Source organism: Sediminibacterium sp., from assembly GCF_019264485.1.
In the GTDB taxonomy this organism is placed as follows: Bacteria; Bacteroidota; Bacteroidia; order Chitinophagales; family Chitinophagaceae; genus Sediminibacterium.
On record NZ_JAHVAA010000005.1, the window covers coordinates 43,449 to 63,213 of the forward strand.

Below are 19,765 nucleotides of genomic sequence, written 5' to 3' on the forward strand. Positions count from 1 at the left end.
ATCCTGAAGAGAACGGCACCATTCCTGGTGCTGTTCTTTTTTTGAAATAACCTTGGGCAGGGATACTAATAAAAAGGCCGGATCATTTTTTGATCCGGCCTTTTTGGTAAAGAATTAGTATAGATTAATAGATGGTGAACTCAACACGTCTGTTCTTCTGACGACCATCTGCAGTTTTATTACTGGAAGCGGGTTGCGATTCGCCATAACCCATTGCTTCTATTTTTGAGCTGTTAGCTCCCTGCGATACGAGGTATTGTTTTACTGCCTGAGCCCTGTTTCTTGAAAGTGTCATGTTAGCAGCGTCTGAACCTACATTATCTGTATGCCCTGCCAATTTGAGGCTGATTCCTTTTTTGGTCAGTAATTCAGCTACTTTATTCAGGTAAGGTAAAGAGCGTGCCCTGATGGTTGATTTTCCAAAATCAAACTCCAGATTGCGAATGGCATCAGTTACCACTTGTCTGTCTTCCGCTGTGATTACATAAGTAGTATTTGTTTCAACTTTGTAAACAGTATCTCTTTTAACCGATACTTCAGGAAGTGCACAACCTGCACCATCCACTTTTACATTGCGTGGAGTACCCGGACATTTATCAAAATAATCACTCACACCATCACCGTCGGTATCTGTTTTCATTCTGTTCAATTCATCCTGTAATCCATTTAAAGCAGCAAGTCTGCTATTATACCTGGCTTCACTGGCTGCAAGAGAAGCTATCATAGCATCATCAGCAGATTTCATATTGCCGGCAAGTTGTGCAGGAGGATTGTGACGGGCCAATTGTGCTTTATTAGATTTACCCAACGCAAATTCGAGACCAATATGGCCATATGAAAACCTGTCGCTGATATAGGGCTCTTTATAATAACCATCCAAATCGTCACCGTCAACCAGGCCGATCGTATAACCAATATCCAGGTTTACAGAGCGGGAAAGATTTGCTTTAAAGCCAAGCCCTATCGGTACATAAAACCTGGTTATGCTACCTGATGGTTTGAAATTTATAGTTGTTCCGGCAGTGTTTACTAAACTTGGATTAAAATTAATGGCACCTCCACCCAATGAAAGATAGGGCTGAATAGACGTATGTAATTGAGACCAGTTAATATTACCCAGTGTAGCAACCAGGCTTAAACTAGTAGCCCAATGCACATCTGTTTCAAACGATTTATAGGGGCTAACAGGTGGTGCGCCTGCCCATAGTCTGTCGTTATTGGCTTTGAGGGTTCCTCTCAGGAAATCGGCCTGAATACCGAAAACATGTGAAACCTGTGCTTTAATATATCCACCATATCCCAATGAAGGTTTCCACTTTGAAAAATCATTGCGACCGCCAAATGCAGAAGTAGGAACGAGGGCGCCTGCATGTAAACCAAATGACCATGTATTGAATCCTTTGTTACCAGAGAACAAAGGTGGAGCTACAACTGTACTAATACGGTTTGTAGTGTCTTGTGCACAGATTCCTGAAGTAACAAGAAACATAGAAGCAAAAAGGAAAAAGCTTTGAAGTATTATTTTTTTCATAACAGTAAATTGATGACCATCTTTTTGTAGGTAGTATCAGTTGTGTAAAGATGAACCTTATTGAATCGCTTAGCATTACACTCTTTTAACTTAAAATTGTATGAATCACATATTGATAGAGGGTTAATCACTGATTTACTGTAAAATAAAAACCCACCTGCATAACAGGTGGGCAATTTGGGAAACAAAATATCAATCAATCCGCCTACACAGATATTAGAACGTGTATCGCAAGCTGACACCGCCATCCATATAGACGTAGTTCTCCCCAAAGAAATCAATAAACGGTTTTAAATCCATACTGATGTTAATGGGTGCTTTGTTGAATTTGTAATCAAGTCCAAGTATACCATCAATACCTAAAACGGTTGAAGAAGTATAGGTTCTTCCATTATTATAATAATAACTTCCACCATCCTGGAAGAAGCCAACGTGTGCGCCAAAACCGTATACAAATTTTAATGAACTGTTTTTATCTGCAGCGGCATGTTTTTCATATAAACCGGTAATCAGAAAGTTTTTCCGGCCAACACTCAATATTCCTTCAAGTGCAGTAGTGCTGTTGGTAAAATGTTTAAGGGTAATACCACTTGTAAGTCCGCCAAACCTTAAACCCAGCCCGGTTTTGTAGGATTGTGCTGAACTGTTTGTTACAAAAAATATCAGGCTAAACAAGCAGGTAATAATCAGGTGTTTTGTTTTCATAATAAGTTGAGATTTTTTCAGGCGATGAGGTATAGAATAAATTATGCTACTGTTTAAAAGCCATCAATTCTCAGGTCCAAAGGTCTGTTGATATGCTGGAAAATATATTACATATGGAAGGATAATACTTGTATCATTCCAAGGTGAGAGGCACATTGAATCAAAAAATCTTGCCGCCTTTAATAAACCGGAGAAGAATAGCCACTACAGCTATAAATAATAAAATGTGAATGACCTGCCCTGCATTATAGGCAAAGTACCCTGTAGCCCATATAATCAGTAAAATAATTGCGATAATGTATAGAAGATTGCTCATGTTGTTTTTTTATGTGTAAGAGTAAAGTAAAAAGCACAGACGTTTTAATGTCTGTGCTTACCAAAAACCCACTGTATAAGAGAAACGTGTATAATGGTTTATGTACAGAGTAGTATCAATGCATTTCTTTTTCAAGAATTGCAGTAGTTTCTTCCAGGCTTTTATTCAATCGCTTACCAACTTTTTCCAGCAATTCTGCTTCTTTTCCTGTTGCAAATTTCAGGTCATCATTGGTAAGACTTGGAAACTTAACTTTCAATTTTTCTATCTGAATTGACCAGTCGCCTTTCACTTTAAATGGAACTACTGCGGGTGTAACATTTTCTGTTGTCATGTTGTTTCGTTTAATGCATTGTAAAGGTGAAGACTTTACTTCTCATCTGTGTTACATATACCTAAGTGATTGTTGCAGATATAACTGCTTTAGATCTATTCCTCGTAACCGCTTTTAATAATTGTGCTTAACATTTTGAATTGTTCCTCAGCTGTGAAATTATGTTTAGCATGAGCCGGGATAATGATACCATCACCTAATTTCAAGTGATATTTGCTGTTGTTTATACTTAATCTGGCATTGCCATCAATAATTTGCACATAGGTATCGAAGGGTGTTGTTTTTTCAGACAATTCTTCTCCGGCATCAAAAGAAGAAATAGTGATATTGCCAGTTATTTTTTTGATGATCGTCTTGCTCAGTATTGCATTGGGTATATATTCAATGATTTGTACAATAATGTGAGATTTCGATTTCTCTAGTTCGAGCGGATCAGTTATCCTGGGCATTTTCTTTAGATTAATTGAATGAGTAATAGTAAAGTATAAAGGTGCTCTTTATAACAATAGGCAGTATTACACAAAACAATTGAAGAATTACAGGTTTTACAGATTTTCCAGATGCTGACTTCTTTTTTGTTTTAGTTTTTTATAGAACGAAGGGGAAAGACCAGTAATTTTTTTAAACTGGTTCGAGAGGTGTGCTACACTGCTATAATGTAATTTGTAGGAAATTTCTGTAAGATTCAGTTCGTCATATAGAAGCAGCTCTTTAACACGTTCAATTTTATGCAATATGATGAACTGCTGAATGGTGATTCCTTTTACTTCCGAAAAGATATTAGACAGGTAAGTGTAGTCTTGTCCTATTTTCTCACTGATATAATCAGAGTAATTGGTATCAGGAAGTTCATCGGAATAATGAACCATTTCTGTGATGACATTTTTAATTCTTTCAATCAGAATACTCCTGTGGTCTTCTAAAAGTTCAAGCCCGGATTTTAGGAGATTGATTTTAAACTCCGCCCGCTGTTCATCTGTAATGTCTACCAATAATTCTACCATACCCAGGTCGAGCACAACATAGTGTATACCCAGTTTTCTGAGTTCTTCTTTTACCATCATTTTGCAACGAAGGCTAACCATATACTTTATATAGAGTTTCATTCTTGAGATTGGATATTGAGTATATAGGCAGACAAAACCTTTGTAAGGTAGTGCTTATATCCTGTAAAGTCTGTTTATTTAATCGTGTAGCAATAATGCCTGATGGAGTCTCTCCATCCGTGTTGATCCAGCTATATTTTGAGCCAGAGATTTTTATGCACTGCAAATGCGTAACTTCATGAGCAGTAAGGGCGTACGATTGAAAATATACAAACTATAGTTTAATTTTATCAGATTGCAGTGACTACTATCAGTATTATTATACCAACCTTAAATGAAGCTGCAGTAATTGGATCGTTGATTGTTTTTTTGAAGGAACATAGCAATGGTTTGGTTAAAGAGATTATTGTGAGCGATGGAGGAAGTACTGATGAAACCGTAACCCTGGCCCTGGAAGCCGGAGCCAAAATTGCACAATCTCCTGCGAAAGGAAGATCAGCGCAAATGAATTTTGGCGCTGGTATTGCTACTGGTGAGCTGTTGTATTTTGTACACGCAGACACATATCCCCCGTCGTCTTATGCAAAAGATATTAGCGAAGCAGTTGAAACTGGGTATTCATTCGGTCGATACCGCACAAAATTCAATTCCAGTAAAAAAATATTATTACTGAATGCATGGTTCACCAAGTTCGATCTTTTCATTTGTTATGGCGGTGATCAGACATTGTTTATGAGAAAAGAATTGTTTAATCAGATCAGTGGATTTAACAAGGATATGCGTATTATGGAAGATTACGATATTGTAGTACGTGCCAAAGAAGCAAAAGCCAAGTATAAAATCTTTAACAAGTCTGCACTGGTATCGGCCAGAAAATATGAAACCAATAGCTGGTTAAGGGTACAAACAGCCAATTATATCATTATCCGCATGTATAAACAAGGAGCTACCCAGGAAGAAATGGCCATCCGGTATAAAACCCTGCTGCAATACAGATAGCAATTCAACTTTTTAAACACACGCTTCGTATATTCCATAAAAATGGGCATGGCTGAATATATAACAGGCATACAGCAGGTTGGAATAGGTGTAGCAAATGCTACGGAGGCAAAATATTTGTACAAAGACCTCTTTGGTATGAGTACGCTTGTTTTTGACGATAAAGCATCAGCAAACCTTATGACACAGTATACAGGTCAACAGGTATACCAGCGAAGAGCCATACTTACCATGAACATGAACGGGGGTGGCGGTTTTGAAATATGGCAGTTTACCAACAGAACACCATTGGCTGCTGAGCAGGATTTTATTATGGGGGCACCCGGTATTAATGCGGTAAAAATTAAGGCATACAATATTCATGCAGCACATAAACATTTATCAAAATACCCTGACCTGAAATTATCAGCGATAGCACTAAATCCCAGGGGTGAATCCTTGTTTCAGGTAACTGATACATATGCTAACAGGTTTCAGGTAGTGGAAGCACATGAGTGGTTTAAAAGAGATCATTTCTGTATGGGTGGGGTAACAGGAGCTGTTATTGGTATAAGAGATATGGAGAAAGCAATTCCCTTTTATCAGAAAATTTTAGGAAATGCTGAGCTGATATATGATATTACAGAAACAAATGAAGGGGAAATTTTTTCAGGCGGGCTACGCAAAGTTTTACTCAGGAAAAAAATGTCGGCATCAGGTGCTTTCAGTCGCTTACTCGGCGGCATAGATATTGAACTGGTGCAGGCTGTGAGTGCAGATTACGATCATTTATTTAAAAACCGCTATTGGGGAGATTGCGGTTTTATACACCTTTGTTTTGATGTAATGGATATGGATGCACTAAAGCAATCAATGCAGCAGGATGGTTACCTGTTTACCGTAGACAGCGCAGCATCTTTTGCCATGCAGGATACATCCGGTCGATTTTGTTATGTAGAAGATCCCGATGGTACATTAATAGAACTGGTTCAAACACACCGGGTGCCTGTACTGAAAAAAATAGGCTGGTATATCAATCTCACCAACAGGAAATCGAATAAACCATTACCCAACTGGATGGTTGCCATGCTGGGTTTGAATAAAGTTAAATGAGTTAAAACTGCTGCGGTATTCTCAGCAGCAACCACCTCCATCATAAAAGAAAGTAGAACCTGAGATAAAGATATCTTTTCTGTTCAGCCTGCTCAATGCACCCGCCGTTTTATCGCAAACAGCAAGTGGTTGATTGGGTAGAAGGACATGTCCTTTTTCATCATCAAAATATTCTTCCTTACCATAATAGATGGCTGTTTTACCGGTGAAAACACAGGGTCCGTCATCCGGCATAGGGTCTTTAATGGCACATACTTCAACGCTCTCAATATAAATAAGTGAATCAGTATCATAGTTTTCCGGATCAAGAATGCGGTAAGGTCTTTTTGCGCGTATTTCAACAGTGCCAAAACCAATATCGGTAATCATATTAATATAATCCTGAAGTGGTAAGGCCCCACTCAAACATAATGCCCTTAGTCTGGCATCCTGTTTTAAACTTTCCGGCATCGCCTGTTCGCAGGTAGGATCGCTTAATACCAGTCTGCCCCTGGGTTTAAGTACGCGGTACATTTCTTTTAGCGCCTGTTTAAGTTCTGCTTCTTCAAAAATGTTGAATAAACAATTCTGAGCAGCCACATCAACACTGTTATCATCGATGGGCAAACTCAATGCACTCCCTTTCCTGATGTCTACAAACTCACTGCTGAACCAGGAATTTTGTGCTTCAGCTTCAATCATATTTTCCTGGCAGACTTTGATCATTTCATCAACAATATCTACACCTATAATAGCTTTATTTCTTCTGCTGAAATAAGAAAACTGCAGCAGTTCCATCCCCCCACCAATACCTACATATAAAACGGTAGGGCTATTAACCATATCTCTTGCATTCACTGTACTACCACATCCATAATTCATCTCTAACATCTTTTGTGGTATGGATAAACCTGGTAATAACCATACAGGCGTTGTGGTACAGCACAACCCTTTCTGCGGATTCTCAGCGGCCTCTTTGTATACATCATAAGTTGTTTCGAGGTAATTAGACATATTCAATCGTTTAATTGTTTTTTGATTTTGTATTGGTTCCAGTCTTCTTCGGTATCAATATCATGTAATACGGGAAGTGCAGTATATGAAACCTGATGCTGTAAAAAATCATTTACCGTGTTTTCATAAACCATATCCGTACTCCAGGATTTATTGATAAACAAAAAGGGGTAATTTTTTTTCATTCCGAGTAAATAGTATCCACCATCCGCTGAAGGACCAATCACTGCTTCACGCCTGTTCAATGAATCAAATGCTTCTTCTATTATTGACGCATTCAATTCAAAACAATCGGATCCTATAATTATAACCTTTTTATAGCCCTGTTTAAAAAGATAATCAAAAGCATTTTTCATTCTGGTACCCAGGTCATCACCTTTCTGGTTCAGTTTTGAAAATGAGGAAACATCCCATATATCATTTTCTGAAACACCATCTGCATAAAATACATACCGATCACAATCAACTTGTCTGGTAATATCAGCGGTATGCAGGAGCAGTGATTCATAAATATGCAATGCCCTTTCATTACCAATGGTGGATGCCAAACGGGTTTTTACTTTCCCTAAAACAGGGTTTCTGGCAAATATGATAAGCGCTTTTTCCAAAATAGATCATTAAGTAACAGAGCCGCCACAGCTCGATCCCGAACCCGCAGTACAGCCATAACAATGTTGGTTTAAAATAATACTGCGTTTATTGATAAGGTCAGCCGAATACACAGATAAATGATCCGACTCTTTACAAGCCACTTTTAAATCAAGCATCTGATTAAAATCGCAGTCATACAAGTACCCGTCCCAACCCACCGAAATAGTATTCCTGCACATAACATTTGCAGCAGCGGCAGGGTTAAATGCCTGAACCAGTTTATCCATATACGATTCATAATTGCCACTTACCAGTAAATAATCCAGGTAGCGGCTGATAGGCATATTGGTAATAACATACAGGTTGTTAAACTGAATATTATACTGCTGTAACAATGCTTCTTTATATTCTTTTTCAAGTGCAGCCTGAGCTGGAGGCAGAAAAGCGCCGGCAGGGTTATACACGAGGTTGAGTAATAAACCGCTATTGGCTGTACCATACCCTACAGTATTGAGCATTTGTAATGCTTTAATGGAATCTTCAAACACCCCGTTCCCTCTTTGCCTGTCTGTTCGGTCCTGTGTATAAAAAGGAAGTGATGAAACTACTTCTATTTCATGGTCTTTAAAAAACTGAGGGAGGTCGTGGTATTTTTTATTGGCGAGAATGATGGTGAGATTGCAACGCACAATAATATGCCTGTTCAGTTTTTTGATGGCTGTAACAAACCACCTGAAATCTGGGTTCATTTCCGGTGCACCACCAGTGAGGTCAACTGTTGTGAAAGAAGTATTTTTTTCCAATACTTCCAGGCAAAGCAGCATGGTTTCCCTGGTCATGATTTCTTTTCTGTCAGGACCGGCATCAACATGACAGTGTTTGCAAACCTGGTTACACATTTTACCAACGTTTACCTGAAATATTTCAGGTTGCACGGGTAATAATGGAAAGAGACCAGCCTGCTGCATCCTGTCTGTAAAAAGAGGCAATTTTTTATCATGCTCCAATACGTCTAACTGATGACCAGCATCGGCCAGTGCATGTTGTAATGCTTTTAGTGATTTCATTTGATTCCTTTGTAGCGATAAGATTGTATGGGGTTACATGGAAATAGCTTTCACCTTATTCATCATCTGAACACCATGTACCAGCGCCGCACCACCTTTAATGGCTGAGGCAACATGAACAGCTTCCATCATCTGTGTTTCACTCCATCCTTTTTCATATGCATCGCTGCTGTAGGCATCTATACAGTACGGACATTGTACAGCATGTGCCACTGCCAATGCAATCAATGATTTTTCACGTGCACTCAATGCACTGTCTTTAAATACCTCACCATACCAGGCAAAAAATTTATCAGCCATATCTTTTTGGTATTCTCCCACGGCGGAGAATTTACCAAGGTCTTCTGCATTGTAATAATGATTAGCCATCTTAGTCGGTTTTATAATTGTCTAAATAAAGATTCCAGTCATATTTTTTAAATGAAACAGATGGATTTGTATCCGTTGGGATAACACCCGTTTTCTTTAATAGTTCTTTCATTTTTCTTTTACCGCCAAAATCGCCCCTGAACCAGCCCATAATGGCCGGTAATGCAATATGGTTACGCTCAGCATCATAGGTTGATTCGCTTTTTAAATAAATTTTGGTAGCCAGGTCCAATTGTTTGTCGAGTTGATCGGCTTTGTAAAAAGCTATCGGAGGGCAACTCCTGGCACCGCAGTTCAATGCAAAATGTATCCGGTAATCTACAGTGTCTACACGGTTCTCTTTTTCAAAAGTGGAAGGGAAAAGCCTGTTTATATAACCCATGCTCCATTTTGTCTTCGACCTGCGAAGTAACCCATGTTCAATTCTATCGAGGCTTAATAACTGCCCGGCAATATTGATCTTTTTATTGCCAAAAAACTGACTTCTTTTTTTATACTGATCAGGATTTTTAGAAAGAAATAATTGAGTGAAAGCATTATAAATATTTAACCAGAAAGCTTTTTTTCTGCTATCTGTATTTAATGCGGCCACTAATTCGGCAGGCGTTATTTTCTGAAAATAAAGCACCAGTGAATCAGCCGGTTCACGCTTTTTTGCAAGAAGGAGTAATTGTTGAGATGCTTTTGTTATGCTGTTTTCTTCATTGTATGAAGGGGTATTGGCAATAAGCTTTTGGTTAACCGTAACCTGCAAAAAGAAAAAAATAAGTAAGAGGAATGATTTTTGCATACGATAAATACGTTCAGAGAACACAGATAGTTTTATTTTACAGAACGAAAAATTACTTGTTATTATGGACAATATGTTGCAAAAGATTAAAGAGACCGCTTCATTCCTGCTTTCAAAAGGATTTGTGGCCCCTGAAACAGGCGTTGTATTAGGAACAGGGCTTGGTGCATTTGTTCAGCATATGAACATTGAGTGCAGCATACCCTACCATGAAATACCTCATTTTCCCATAGCTACGGTTGAATTTCATAAAGGGCAGTTGTTGTTTGGAGACGTGAATGGTGTAAAAGTGGTGGCTATGCAGGGACGCTTTCATTATTATGAAGGGTATAGCATGCAACAAATTACCTTCCCCATCCGTGTAATGAAGGAACTGGGTATAAAATTTCTGTTATTAAGTAATGCGGCTGGCGGCATGAATGCTTTTTATAAAAAAGGAGATATGGTGTTAATCGATGATCATATCAATATGTTACCCGAAAATCCACTTCGGGGTCTGAATGATCCGGCATTTGGAAACCGGTTTGTAGATATGTGCAGACCCTATGATGAAGAGATGGGTCATATACTGGTTAAGGCAGCCCATACAGTGCAAAAAGAATTATTACATGGAGTATATGTATCCGTGCAGGGTCCTAACCTGGAGACAAGAGCAGAATACAGGTACCTGCGGGCATCGGGTGCCGATATGGTGGGTATGAGTACAGTACCGGAAGTAATTGTTGCCAATCATATTGGATTACGCTGCGCAGCAGTGAGTGTAATAACCGATGAATGTGACCCTGATAACCTTTTACCCGTAAATATTTCTGAGATCATTGAAGTAGCCGGAAGGGCCGATGAAGGGTTAAGTACCATTTTTGCAACATCCATAAAAATGATGAAGTCATAATAACTGCCTGTCAATAGAAATATTTTGTACCTTTTTCATCCAAAATAAATATGATGAGAAAAATAGGCTGGCTGTTTTTATTGATTTGTTATACCCAGGGGTTTTCCCAAAATGAAACAAGCCGCTGGACCAGTTTATTCAATGGCCGAAACCTCGATGGATGGAAGCAGTTGAATGGAAAAGCAAAATATACCGTATCAAACGGAGAGATCGTAGGTACAACCGTTTTTGGTGAACCCAATTCTTTTTTAGCTACAGAAAAAAAATACAAAGATTTTATCCTCGAACTTGAATTCAAACTCGATGCTGCCATGAATTCAGGCATACAGTTCCGGAGCGAAAGTAAAGCCGAATACCAGAATGGACGTGTGCATGGTTACCAGTTTGAAATAGATCCATCGCCGCGCGCATGGACGGGTGGTATTTATGACGAAGCGCGCAGAGACTGGCTCTATACCCTGGATTATAATCCCTCAGCAAAAACTGCATACAAAGCCGGAGAGTGGAATAAATGCCGCATTGAATGTATTGGAAACACATTAAGAACTTTTGTGAATGGAATACCAACCGCCAATGTGGTTGATGATCTCACTGCAGAAGGTTTTATTGCATTGCAGGTACATTCCATCGGTAAACAGGAAGAAGCAGGTAAGCAGATCAGGTGGCGTAATATTCGTATTAAAACCAGTAACCTGCAAGGCGCTGCAACAGACAAGGTATTTGTAGCCAACTTTATTCCGAATAATGTATCGGAACAGGAAAAACAAAATGGTGTGCAGTTGTTATTCGACGGAGTAAGCACAAAAGGCTGGCGTGGAGCGCACAAAAAAATATTTCCTGAAAAAGGCTGGGAAGTAAAAGAAGGAATATTACGTGTATTACCCGCTGCCGGTGGTGAATCGGTAAATGGAGGTGATATTGTAACAGAAAAAGAATATGGCGCTTTTGTGTTTCAGTTCGAATTTAAAATGACAGAAGGTGCTAATAGTGGAGTAAAATATTTTGTGACAGAAAGTGAAAAAAATATGGGTTCCGCTATCGGGTTAGAATACCAGGTGTTGGATGACGAAAAACATCCGGATGCAAAAATGGGTTCTATCAATAACAGAACACTGGCATCTTTATACGATTTAATTCCTTCTGTTCGGGAGCCAAGGGCAAGAAGAAAAATAGGAGAGTGGAATAGGGGTATGGTCATCGTTCAGCCAAATGGTCATGTAACACATTACCTCAATGGCTGGAAAATGCTCGAATACCAGCGTGGTGCACAATACTATTATGCGCTGGTGGCTAAAAGTAAATATGCACAGTGGCCCAATTTCGGAATGTCGCCAACGGGCAGGTTATTGCTACAGGATCACGGAAATGAAGTGTGGTTTAGAAGTCTTAAAATACAAGAACTAAAATAACTCGCTCATATTTTATATATCTAACAAAGAAAGCAATGATGGCTCCGGACTTTCGGTCATCTGACTTTCGGACTAAACAAACAAATATGTCAACCAACAGAAGAAAATTTATCCAGCAATCACTGAAAGCATCAGCAGCTGTATATGCAGCATCGATGGGTATGAGTGCTGCCAGTTATGCACGAATTATAGGAGCCAATGACCGTGTACGTGTAGGTGTAGCAGGTTATTCGGAACGGTTTAAGTTTTCATTGCTTCCCTGTTTTCAGCATCATTATAAGGAACTGAATTTTGATATCGTAGCTGTATCCGATTTGTGGAAAATAAGAAGAGAGGAAGGGCAGGCCTTTATCAAAGAGAAAATGGGTCATGATATCATGGCCTATAGAAATAATGAAGAACTCTATGCATCAAAATCAGTAGATGCTGTCATCATCAGCACAGCCGATTTTCAACATGCATTACATGCTATTGAAGCAGTACAGGCCGGTTGTGATGCATACGTTGAGAAACCTTTTGCAGAAACGATGGAAGATAATAAGGCAGCGATGAAAGCGGTAAAAGCCTCCGGTAAAATTGTGCAGATAGGTTCGCAGCGAAGAAGTGGAGTGAACTATAAGGCTGCTGATGAATTTATTAAGGCAGGAAAGTTTGGGAAAATAACCATGGTAGAATTGAGTTGGAACGTAAACCAGCCGGGCCGTTGGCGCAGACCGGGTCTGGTAGCACAGTTAAAAGAATCGGATACAGACTGGAAACGTTTTTTGATGAATCGTCCTTTTGAAGCATGGGATCCGCGTAAATACCTCGAATATCGTTTGTTCTGGCCCTACTCATCCGGAATGCCTGGCCAGTGGATGTCGCACCAGATTGATACCGTACACTGGTTCACCGGTTTAAAACATCCGAGGTCTGTAGTGGCCAATGGTGGTATATATATGTGGAACGACGGCAGAAGAAACTGGGATACCACTACTGCCGTATTCGATTACGGATCAAATGAGAAAGATGGTTTCCAGGTAATATTTACATCACGCATGCACAATGGTGATGAGAACCCTACAGAGATCTATTATTCCAATGGCGGGGAAATGAACCTCAATACCAATAAAATTTCACCTAAAGGAGGTCTGAGAAAAAATCATGCAGATGCCATGCAGATGCAGCCGAATTTATTACCTGAGTTGAATCTTACAGACAATGCCCCGAAAGTAGTAGCATCAGCCAATACAGGAGGTGATGTACTTACTTCTGCACATATGCGTAACTGGATGGAATGTGTAAGAAGCAGGATGCAACCCAACGCACCTGTAGAAGCAGGATACTATCATTCCATTGCCAATATCATGACCACCGCTGCATCGCGCACCGGCATGAAAGCAACATTCGATGAGGTAAAACAGGAAGTGATGGTGGGAGGGAAAGTGTTTAAGTATTAGTGAATGGTTGATAGTCAATAGTCCATAGTCAATAGTCCATGGTAGGAAATAGATTGCTTACCATGGACTATTGACTATTGACTATGGACCATTAGCTATAGACTAATACTACAAGGATCCTCCTTGCACCAACAACGCATCAACCAGTAATTCTTTGGGATCAGCGTTTCCGTTGATGCAATCGAGCATATGGGAGAAAGCCAGATGTCCCATTTTTTCACCGCTGGTTTCTATATAAGTAATCTGGGGGTGAAACAGTTTTGGAATGGTGCCATTGCTGATGGTGAGCAAGGCAATATTGTCTGGATAACGCAATCCTTTTTCCTGGATGGTTTTTAATACACCAATCAATACTTCATCACTCATACAGAAAATAATATCGGGCAGGTGTTTGTTCAGCATACTATTAGAAATGGTCCTGGCTTCATCCGAATTATGGGCATGTTCAATCAGCAACTGTATGTTTGGGTGTGATTGAAATGCCTGTTGCAAAGCAGCTTCTCTTTTTTTGGTGATGGATAATTGCGGGTTACCAAAAATGGCGAGTATGGATTGATAAGGGTGCTGTAGAATAAGTTCGGCGGCCAGTTGCGCACTTTTCTCATCGGCCATACAAATCTTGTGAATACCCGATACATCGGGTACATTGTCAAAAAACACCACAGGAATATCCATTTCACGCATACGCTCAAAACCTTTTAAATCGGTGGTGGAAGAACTTAAACAGGTAAATACACCCGACACCCGGTTCTGGCGAAACAGTTTCAGGTTATCCAGTTCAATAGCAGGGTCGTTGCCAGATTGTAAGATCATGACTGAATAACCCTGTTTGCGGGCATCTTCTTCAACGGCTGAAATAAATGTTTCATAGAAATAATTAGAAACAGTAGGTACCATAAGTCCAAGCAGCTTGCTGTTTTTTGTTCTGAGTTGAACGGCGCTGGCATTGGGTTCATAGTCGAGTGTTTCAGCCAGGTCAATTACTTTTTGCCTGGTTTTCAAAGAAATGTCTGGGTGGTGTTTTAATGCCCTCGAAACGGTAGAAATGCTGATGCCGAGGATCTCGGAAATTTTTTTAAGCGTCGTATTCTGCATTAGAGGGTCTGTTTGAAAATGGAATGTAAATAAAATTTCCACAACAAACATTTCCGCAAACCATTGCGGAAATGTTTTTTATATTCTTAAAATGCTGATAATCTTTTAGTTAAGAAATAATCACCTGTAAAAATTCGTCAGTATCCATTAAACTGTGCATCTTTTTGGAGAACATATTGGTCTTGTAATGGGTACAGGTATCATTTTTCCCAGAAAAACAGAAAATTTTAAGAAAAAATTTTGTTTCTGAAAAAAATGTGTACTTTGTACACGCTTAATAACCAATAAACTGCCATTTATGAACCTTTCGAAGCTTGTCAGGCCCACGCTTGTGGGTTTACTTGCTTGCGTATTTACCCTATTCGCGCAGGCACAAACGAAAACGGTTACTGGTAAAGTAACTGACTCCAAAGACGGATCGCCTCTGGCTGGTGCGTCTGTTTTAGTAAAAGGATCAACGACTGGTACACAAACCGGTGCCGATGGTACTTTTAAACTCAGCGTTCCATCATCAGCAAGAACTGTAACTATTTCCTTCTCAGGATATAGCGCTGTTGACGTGAACATTTCTTCATCCAATACTGCCAATGCCTCGCTTACTGCTACTGCAGATGCGCTGGCCGATGTGGTAGTAATTGGTTATGGTACCAGAAAATCGAAAGATGTAACTGGTTCCGTTTCCCGTGTAACTGAAAAAGACTTTAACAAAGGTCAGATCGCTTCTCCTGAACAATTGTTGCAGGGTCGTACAGCAGGTGTGCTTGTAACACCATCAACCGGTGAACCCGGAGCTGCTGCTACCATCAACATCAGGGGTACCGGTTCTATCAGTGGTGCACAGGAACCTTTGTATGTTATTGATGGTGTGCCCCTTATTCAGGGCGGTACACTGGGTACCAATGGTAGTGGTGTTGAAGGCGGTACATCTGCTAAAAACCCGCTTATCTTCCTGAACCCTACTGATATTGAAAGCATTACTGTATTGAAAGATGCATCTGCTGCCGCTATCTATGGTTCAAGAGGTGCCAATGGTGTAATCCTCATTACAACCAAACAAGGTAAAGGTGGTAAAGGTGGTGTTTTCTCTTACGGAGCATCAACTACCATCGCAAAAACTGCACGTCGTTACGACCTGATGAATGCACAGGACTTCCTCTTGGCTGCTAAAAAAGCCAATATCGATGGTGGTGCAAACCCAATCGCTGCAGAAGCTGCGGTAGTAAGTATCGACAAAGGTGCCAACACCGACTGGCAGGATGAAATTTTCAGAACGGCTATTTCACAGAATCATAACCTGAGCTGGTCAATGAGCAGCAAGGGAACTACTGCACGTATCAGTGGTTCATATGATAACCAGGAAGGTATTGTAAAGAATACCGGTCTGAAAAGATTAACAGGTCGTGCCAACCTCAGTCAGAAATTATTAAACGAAAAACTGAAGCTGGAAGCAAATGTTACTATGTCTAGAACAGAAAACTCTTATGCTCCGCTTTCAAATAACGCAGGTTATCAGGGTAGCTTGTTAGGTGCTGCTTTGCAGTTTAACCCAACCAACCCTGTTTACAATCCAGATGGTTCATTCTATCAGCCAGGTGACCAGCGTAACCCAAGTCAGATGCTGGCTTATTTTACTGATAACGATGAAATCAACCGCTTCCTCGGCAATTTCTCTGCCAGCTACCAGATTACAAAAGACCTGAGCTATAAAGTAGTACTCGGTCTGGATAATTCTAAGGCTGAAAGAATTTCTTTTGCTGACCCACGTCTGGGTACAGGTGCATATGGTGGAACCATCAATGTATTTGGTAAAGATTATGGTAATCAGATCCAGGGCAATGGTCGTACAACCAAACAAAACCTGGAGACTAAATCTCAACTGATCGAGCATTACCTGACTTACGACAAAACCTTCAATAACAAACACGCAGTGAATGCTATTGCCGGTTATTCTTACCAGAGTTTTGAAAATCGTTACAAAGCCGCTTTTGGTTGGGGTGTAAAAACACCTGTTGTTGGACCTAAAGATGTATTTGTAAAAGATTATGCAGCGTTTAACAACTATGCCAACTTTGTTCCCGGCTACGATAGAAACGAATTACAGTCCATCTTTGGTCGTTTAAACTATACATACAACGACAAATATTTCTTAACTGTAACCGTAAGATCTGATGGTTCTTCTAAATTCGGTTCAAACAACCGTTATGCTACTTTCCCGGCTTTTGCCTTTAAATGGAGAGTGCTGGAAGAGTCATGGGCACAGAAAGCATTTGGTGGTTTCCTCAGCGACCTGAGCTTCAGGGCTAACTATGGTAAACTGGGAAGCCAGGATAACTTAGGATCTTATGCCTCATTGAACCTGCAGCAGACATTTGATGTAGGTGCTGGTCCTGTAACCCGTTTCATTCAGCAGGGTAACCCTAACCTGAAATGGGAAGAAGTTGCTACAACAGGTGTTGGTGTTGACTTCACTACCAAAGACAGAAGATTGTCTGTAACCGTTGATTACTATAATAACAAGAGAACAAACATGCTGTTCTTTGCTCCAACACCCGGTGGATTTGCACCGACTGCCAATTGGTGGATAAATTTAGATGGTGAAGTAATCAACAAAGGATGGGAAGCAAGTGTTAATTATCGTGCTATCCAGGGTAAGAAATTCAGCTGGGATATCAACTATAACATGACCACCGTTAACAATAACATCGAAGGTTTACCAACACCAATTAATACAGGTGGTGTAAGCGGACAGGGTCTCACAGGTGCATTTGCACAAACCCTTACCAATGGTTCACCCATCTTCACATGGTCTATGCCAGTGTTTAATGGTTTCGATGGTAATGGTAATGCCCGTTATGGAAACGGTGCTTCTAACCAGTTGGTAGGTAGCGCTTTACCGAAGTTTTTTGCCGGTTTAACCAACAACTTCTCTTATGGCAGATGGAATTTAAGTGTGTTTGTGAACGCAATCACCGGTTTCCACGTATATAACAATACGGCCAATGCCCTGTTCCTGAAAGGTAGCTTGCGTAATGCCCGTAACGTAACCAATGCGGTAGGTAAAGGACCAGAAAATCCATTCAACCCAGGTTCAGTATCAACACGCTTCCTGGAGAAAGGAGATTTTATCCGTCTGGCTAACGTAAACCTTAGCTATGCATTCAACCTGAAGAAAACAAGTCTCTTCAAGTCTATGTCGATATATGCATCAGGTCAGAACCTGGCATTGATTTCAGGTTATTCTGGAATTGATCCTGAGGTGAACGTAGATAAGAGCATCAATGGTATCCCTTCACGTGGATTTGACTATACGCAATATCCAAGACCAAGGGTAATTACTGTAGGTGTTAACGTTGGATTTTAATCAATAAAAACTGAAGAAATGAAAAATATCATTAAAAGTAGATTTATACCGGTGCTTACCGCTGTAACTGTACTTACCATATCATGCTCCAAGCTTGATCCAAAGCTTGAAGCACCCAACTCAATCGCACCCAATGCCGGAAGTGGAGCTCCTACTCCTCCTTCTATCTCTGCGGTGTACGAACAATTAAACCAATTAACCGGTGGCCAGGGTAACTGGTTCGGTTTACAGGAACATTCTACCGATGAAATCATGGGCCCAACACGTGGTACCGACTGGGATGACTTCGGTACATGGCGTCGTTTGCACCTGCATACCTGGGGTCCTGATCATAACCAGATCAATGATACCTGGAATGGTTTGAATGGTGCATTGTTCCAGACAACACTGGTTGCTGAAACTGCAACAGGTTTAACAAAAGCAGAAGGACAGTTTCTCCGTGCTTATTTCCGCTTTCTGGTTTGTGATATTTATGGCCAGGTTCAAACACGTCCGGCAACTGCTGCAGCCAATGCCATCCCTACTGTAATGACAAGGTCTGAAGCAATTGATGCCATTATTACAGAACTGGAAGCTGCGGTACCTGCTTTACCTGCATATACTCCAGCCCTCCGTGGTCAGGTAACCAAAGAAGCTGCATGGGCATTGCTTGCTAAAGCATACCTCAATAAAGCTGTTTACAAACAAGCACCTACTTCACCTGCCGGTCCATTTACATTTGCCCCAGCAGATATGAATAAAGTGATTGAATATTGTAACCTGGTGGCTGCCAATGCCAGCCTCAGTATTGATCCTAACTACTGGGATAACTTTAAATGGGATAATGGTACACAATCATCTGAAAACATCTTCGTACGTAAAGCCGGTGGAGATGCAAGAGCAGGTAATGGTGCCAACCTCGTATGGCAGACTTGTCAGAGCTGGCATTATAATCAGCGTCCTTCAAGCTGGAACGGTTTCGTAACACTGTCTCAGTTCTATGATAGCTTTGAAGACAATGACGTTCGTAAATCAACACCTCTGGCTGGTTATACCAATCTGGTAGGTGCTAATGCAGGTTTCCTGGTAGGTCAGGCACGTGGTCCGGTTAAAGCCAGCAATCCTAAAGAGCCTGGTGTAATTGGTGATCCAATTGGTGATTTATACGACAGAAGTGGTAACCCATTGATTTTTACACGTACAGCTTCTATCTTCTTTAATGGAGAAGCAAGTGGTATCCGTGTAAACAAATTCCCACTCGATCCTGCTACCATCAACGATGGTGCATGGGGTAGTACCAATGAGTTTCCTTTCTTACGTTTCTCAGATGTTCGCCTCATGAAAGCTGAAGCATTATTAAGAGGCGGTACTACAGGTGCCAATGGTGAAACACCATTGACTATTGTAAACAGTATCCGTCTGGTAAGAAATGCTACACCTGTAACAGCTGTAACACTTACATCATTACTGGCTGAAAGAGGTCGCGAACTCTACCTCGAAGGTCACAGAAGAACAGATATGATTCGTTTCGGTCGATTCAACGCTCCTGTTGAAGAAAGACCAAATGCATCTGATGCATACAAAGCGGTTTATCCAATTCCAACAACGGCATTGGCTTCTAACCCTAACCTGAAACAGAATTTCGGTTATTAATAGATGTGCGAGAATAGTTGTAAAAGCCGGTCAGATTTTCTCTGACCGGCTTTTTTTATCGAGTCATGAATTGACAAGCAGACAGTATTTATGTTATTTTAGCG

Annotated in this window: 19 protein-coding genes; 7 read left to right on the forward strand and 12 right to left on the reverse strand. The window is 40.4% G+C overall.

Annotation, left to right across the window (positions count from 1 at the left end; all coding sequences use genetic code 11):
- Positions 1-124: 124 nt before the first annotated feature.
- The 6 genes from KXJ59_RS02830 to KXJ59_RS02855 form a co-directional block, all read right to left on the reverse strand.
- Positions 125-1,531: an OmpA family protein gene (locus KXJ59_RS02830; protein ID WP_295200911.1), complete on the reverse strand. Its 1,407-nt coding sequence runs from the start codon at positions 1,529-1,531 to the stop codon at positions 125-127.
- 216 nt (positions 1,532-1,747) lie between these two features.
- The gene (locus KXJ59_RS02835) at positions 1,748-2,236 is read right to left on the reverse strand and encodes a hypothetical protein (protein WP_295200913.1); all 489 of its coding nucleotides are present in this window, start codon (positions 2,234-2,236) and stop codon (positions 1,748-1,750) included.
- Positions 2,237-2,396: 160 nt separating this feature from the next.
- Positions 2,397-2,552, reverse strand: coding sequence for a lmo0937 family membrane protein (locus tag KXJ59_RS02840; protein ID WP_295200914.1), 156 nt, complete (start codon positions 2,550-2,552; stop codon positions 2,397-2,399).
- Between the two features lie 115 nt (positions 2,553-2,667).
- Positions 2,668-2,886 carry a hypothetical protein gene (locus KXJ59_RS02845; protein ID WP_295200916.1) on the reverse strand — a complete coding sequence of 73 codons (219 nt, stop codon included), beginning with the start codon at positions 2,884-2,886 and terminating at the stop codon, positions 2,668-2,670.
- 95 nt (positions 2,887-2,981) lie between these two features.
- Entirely contained in the window at positions 2,982-3,335 is a 354-nt protein-coding gene (locus KXJ59_RS02850; protein WP_295200917.1) for a cupin domain-containing protein, read from the reverse strand.
- Between the two features lie 96 nt (positions 3,336-3,431).
- Complete coding sequence (locus KXJ59_RS02855; protein WP_295200920.1) at positions 3,432-3,992, reverse strand: AraC family transcriptional regulator; 561 nt, start codon at positions 3,990-3,992, stop codon at positions 3,432-3,434.
- Between the two features lie 240 nt (positions 3,993-4,232).
- On the opposite strand from KXJ59_RS02855, the gene KXJ59_RS02860 reads away from it, so the two are divergent.
- Positions 4,233-4,931 (forward strand): TIGR04283 family arsenosugar biosynthesis glycosyltransferase, encoded by a 699-nt coding sequence (locus KXJ59_RS02860; protein ID WP_295200922.1) that lies wholly within the window; start codon positions 4,233-4,235, stop codon positions 4,929-4,931.
- A 48-nt stretch (positions 4,932-4,979) separates the two neighbouring features.
- The gene (locus KXJ59_RS02865; RefSeq protein ID WP_295200923.1) at positions 4,980-6,023 is read left to right on the forward strand and encodes a VOC family protein; all 1,044 of its coding nucleotides are present in this window, start codon (positions 4,980-4,982) and stop codon (positions 6,021-6,023) included.
- A gap of 21 nt (positions 6,024-6,044) precedes the next feature.
- Here KXJ59_RS02865 and arsM read toward each other — a convergent pair whose 3' ends face one another.
- From arsM to KXJ59_RS02890, 5 genes are read right to left on the reverse strand one after another with little or no spacing between them, the layout of a single operon-like run.
- Positions 6,045-7,016, reverse strand: coding sequence for an arsenosugar biosynthesis arsenite methyltransferase ArsM (arsM, locus tag KXJ59_RS02870; RefSeq protein ID WP_295200925.1), 972 nt, complete (start codon positions 7,014-7,016; stop codon positions 6,045-6,047).
- Between the two features lie 2 nt (positions 7,017-7,018).
- Positions 7,019-7,624 (reverse strand): TIGR04282 family arsenosugar biosynthesis glycosyltransferase, encoded by a 606-nt coding sequence (locus tag KXJ59_RS02875; RefSeq protein ID WP_295200928.1) that lies wholly within the window; start codon positions 7,622-7,624, stop codon positions 7,019-7,021.
- Positions 7,625-7,633: 9 nt separating this feature from the next.
- Positions 7,634-8,674 (reverse strand): arsenosugar biosynthesis radical SAM (seleno)protein ArsS, encoded by a 1,041-nt coding sequence (gene arsS / locus KXJ59_RS02880; protein ID WP_295200931.1) that lies wholly within the window; start codon positions 8,672-8,674, stop codon positions 7,634-7,636.
- Positions 8,675-8,707: 33 nt separating this feature from the next.
- A complete protein-coding gene (locus KXJ59_RS02885) occupies positions 8,708-9,043 on the reverse strand; it encodes an arsenosugar biosynthesis-associated peroxidase-like protein (RefSeq protein WP_295200933.1) in 336 nt (111 codons plus the stop codon).
- A 1-nt stretch (position 9,044) separates the two neighbouring features.
- On the reverse strand, positions 9,045-9,833 hold the full coding sequence (locus tag KXJ59_RS02890; protein ID WP_295200936.1) for a DUF547 domain-containing protein: 789 nt from the start codon (positions 9,831-9,833) through the stop codon (positions 9,045-9,047).
- 64 nt (positions 9,834-9,897) lie between these two features.
- On the opposite strand from KXJ59_RS02890, the gene KXJ59_RS02895 reads away from it, so the two are divergent.
- The 3 genes from KXJ59_RS02895 (at position 9,898) to KXJ59_RS02905 (ending at position 13,573) form a co-directional block, all read left to right on the forward strand.
- Entirely contained in the window at positions 9,898-10,725 is an 828-nt protein-coding gene (locus KXJ59_RS02895; RefSeq protein WP_295200939.1) for a purine-nucleoside phosphorylase, read from the forward strand.
- Between the two features lie 50 nt (positions 10,726-10,775).
- A complete protein-coding gene (locus KXJ59_RS02900) occupies positions 10,776-12,134 on the forward strand; it encodes a DUF1080 domain-containing protein (RefSeq protein WP_295200941.1) in 1,359 nt (452 codons plus the stop codon).
- A gap of 86 nt (positions 12,135-12,220) precedes the next feature.
- A complete protein-coding gene (locus KXJ59_RS02905; protein ID WP_295200942.1) occupies positions 12,221-13,573 on the forward strand; it encodes a Gfo/Idh/MocA family oxidoreductase in 1,353 nt (450 codons plus the stop codon).
- A 108-nt stretch (positions 13,574-13,681) separates the two neighbouring features.
- Here KXJ59_RS02905 and KXJ59_RS02910 read toward each other — a convergent pair whose 3' ends face one another.
- A complete protein-coding gene (locus tag KXJ59_RS02910; protein ID WP_295200944.1) occupies positions 13,682-14,668 on the reverse strand; it encodes a LacI family DNA-binding transcriptional regulator in 987 nt (328 codons plus the stop codon).
- Positions 14,669-14,966: 298 nt separating this feature from the next.
- Between KXJ59_RS02910 and KXJ59_RS02915 the strand changes: the two genes are divergently transcribed.
- Positions 14,967-18,029: a SusC/RagA family TonB-linked outer membrane protein gene (locus KXJ59_RS02915; protein WP_295200946.1), complete on the forward strand. Its 3,063-nt coding sequence runs from the start codon at positions 14,967-14,969 to the stop codon at positions 18,027-18,029.
- Between the two features lie 18 nt (positions 18,030-18,047).
- Positions 18,048-19,661 (forward strand): RagB/SusD family nutrient uptake outer membrane protein, encoded by a 1,614-nt coding sequence (locus KXJ59_RS02920; RefSeq protein WP_295200948.1) that lies wholly within the window; start codon positions 18,048-18,050, stop codon positions 19,659-19,661.
- Positions 19,662-19,765: the final 104 nt, after the last annotated feature.

Excerpts from the sequence above, each read along its gene's own strand:
- KXJ59_RS02830 (WP_295200911.1), bottom strand. The coding sequence starts at position 1,531 with ATGAAAAAAATAATACTTCAAAGCTTTTTCCTTTTTGCTTCTATGTTT.
- KXJ59_RS02835 (WP_295200913.1), bottom strand. The coding sequence starts at position 2,236 with ATGAAAACAAAACACCTGATTATTACCTGCTTGTTTAGCCTGATATTT.
- KXJ59_RS02840 (WP_295200914.1), bottom strand. The coding sequence starts at position 2,552 with ATGAGCAATCTTCTATACATTATCGCAATTATTTTACTGATTATATGG.
- KXJ59_RS02845 (WP_295200916.1), bottom strand. The coding sequence starts at position 2,886 with ATGACAACAGAAAATGTTACACCCGCAGTAGTTCCATTTAAAGTGAAA.
- KXJ59_RS02850 (WP_295200917.1), bottom strand. The coding sequence starts at position 3,335 with ATGCCCAGGATAACTGATCCGCTCGAACTAGAGAAATCGAAATCTCAC.
- KXJ59_RS02855 (WP_295200920.1), bottom strand. The coding sequence starts at position 3,992 with ATGAAACTCTATATAAAGTATATGGTTAGCCTTCGTTGCAAAATGATG.
- KXJ59_RS02865 (WP_295200923.1), top strand. The coding sequence starts at position 4,980 with ATGGCTGAATATATAACAGGCATACAGCAGGTTGGAATAGGTGTAGCA.
- arsM (WP_295200925.1), bottom strand. The coding sequence starts at position 7,016 with ATGTCTAATTACCTCGAAACAACTTATGATGTATACAAAGAGGCCGCT.
- arsS (WP_295200931.1), bottom strand. The coding sequence starts at position 8,674 with ATGAAATCACTAAAAGCATTACAACATGCACTGGCCGATGCTGGTCAT.
- KXJ59_RS02885 (WP_295200933.1), bottom strand. The coding sequence starts at position 9,043 with ATGGCTAATCATTATTACAATGCAGAAGACCTTGGTAAATTCTCCGCC.
- KXJ59_RS02890 (WP_295200936.1), bottom strand. The coding sequence starts at position 9,833 with ATGCAAAAATCATTCCTCTTACTTATTTTTTTCTTTTTGCAGGTTACG.
- KXJ59_RS02895 (WP_295200939.1), top strand. The coding sequence starts at position 9,898 with ATGGACAATATGTTGCAAAAGATTAAAGAGACCGCTTCATTCCTGCTT.
- KXJ59_RS02900 (WP_295200941.1), top strand. The coding sequence starts at position 10,776 with ATGATGAGAAAAATAGGCTGGCTGTTTTTATTGATTTGTTATACCCAG.
- KXJ59_RS02905 (WP_295200942.1), top strand. The coding sequence starts at position 12,221 with ATGTCAACCAACAGAAGAAAATTTATCCAGCAATCACTGAAAGCATCA.
- KXJ59_RS02910 (WP_295200944.1), bottom strand. The coding sequence starts at position 14,668 with ATGCAGAATACGACGCTTAAAAAAATTTCCGAGATCCTCGGCATCAGC.
- KXJ59_RS02915 (WP_295200946.1), top strand. The coding sequence starts at position 14,967 with ATGAACCTTTCGAAGCTTGTCAGGCCCACGCTTGTGGGTTTACTTGCT.
- KXJ59_RS02920 (WP_295200948.1), top strand. The coding sequence starts at position 18,048 with ATGAAAAATATCATTAAAAGTAGATTTATACCGGTGCTTACCGCTGTA.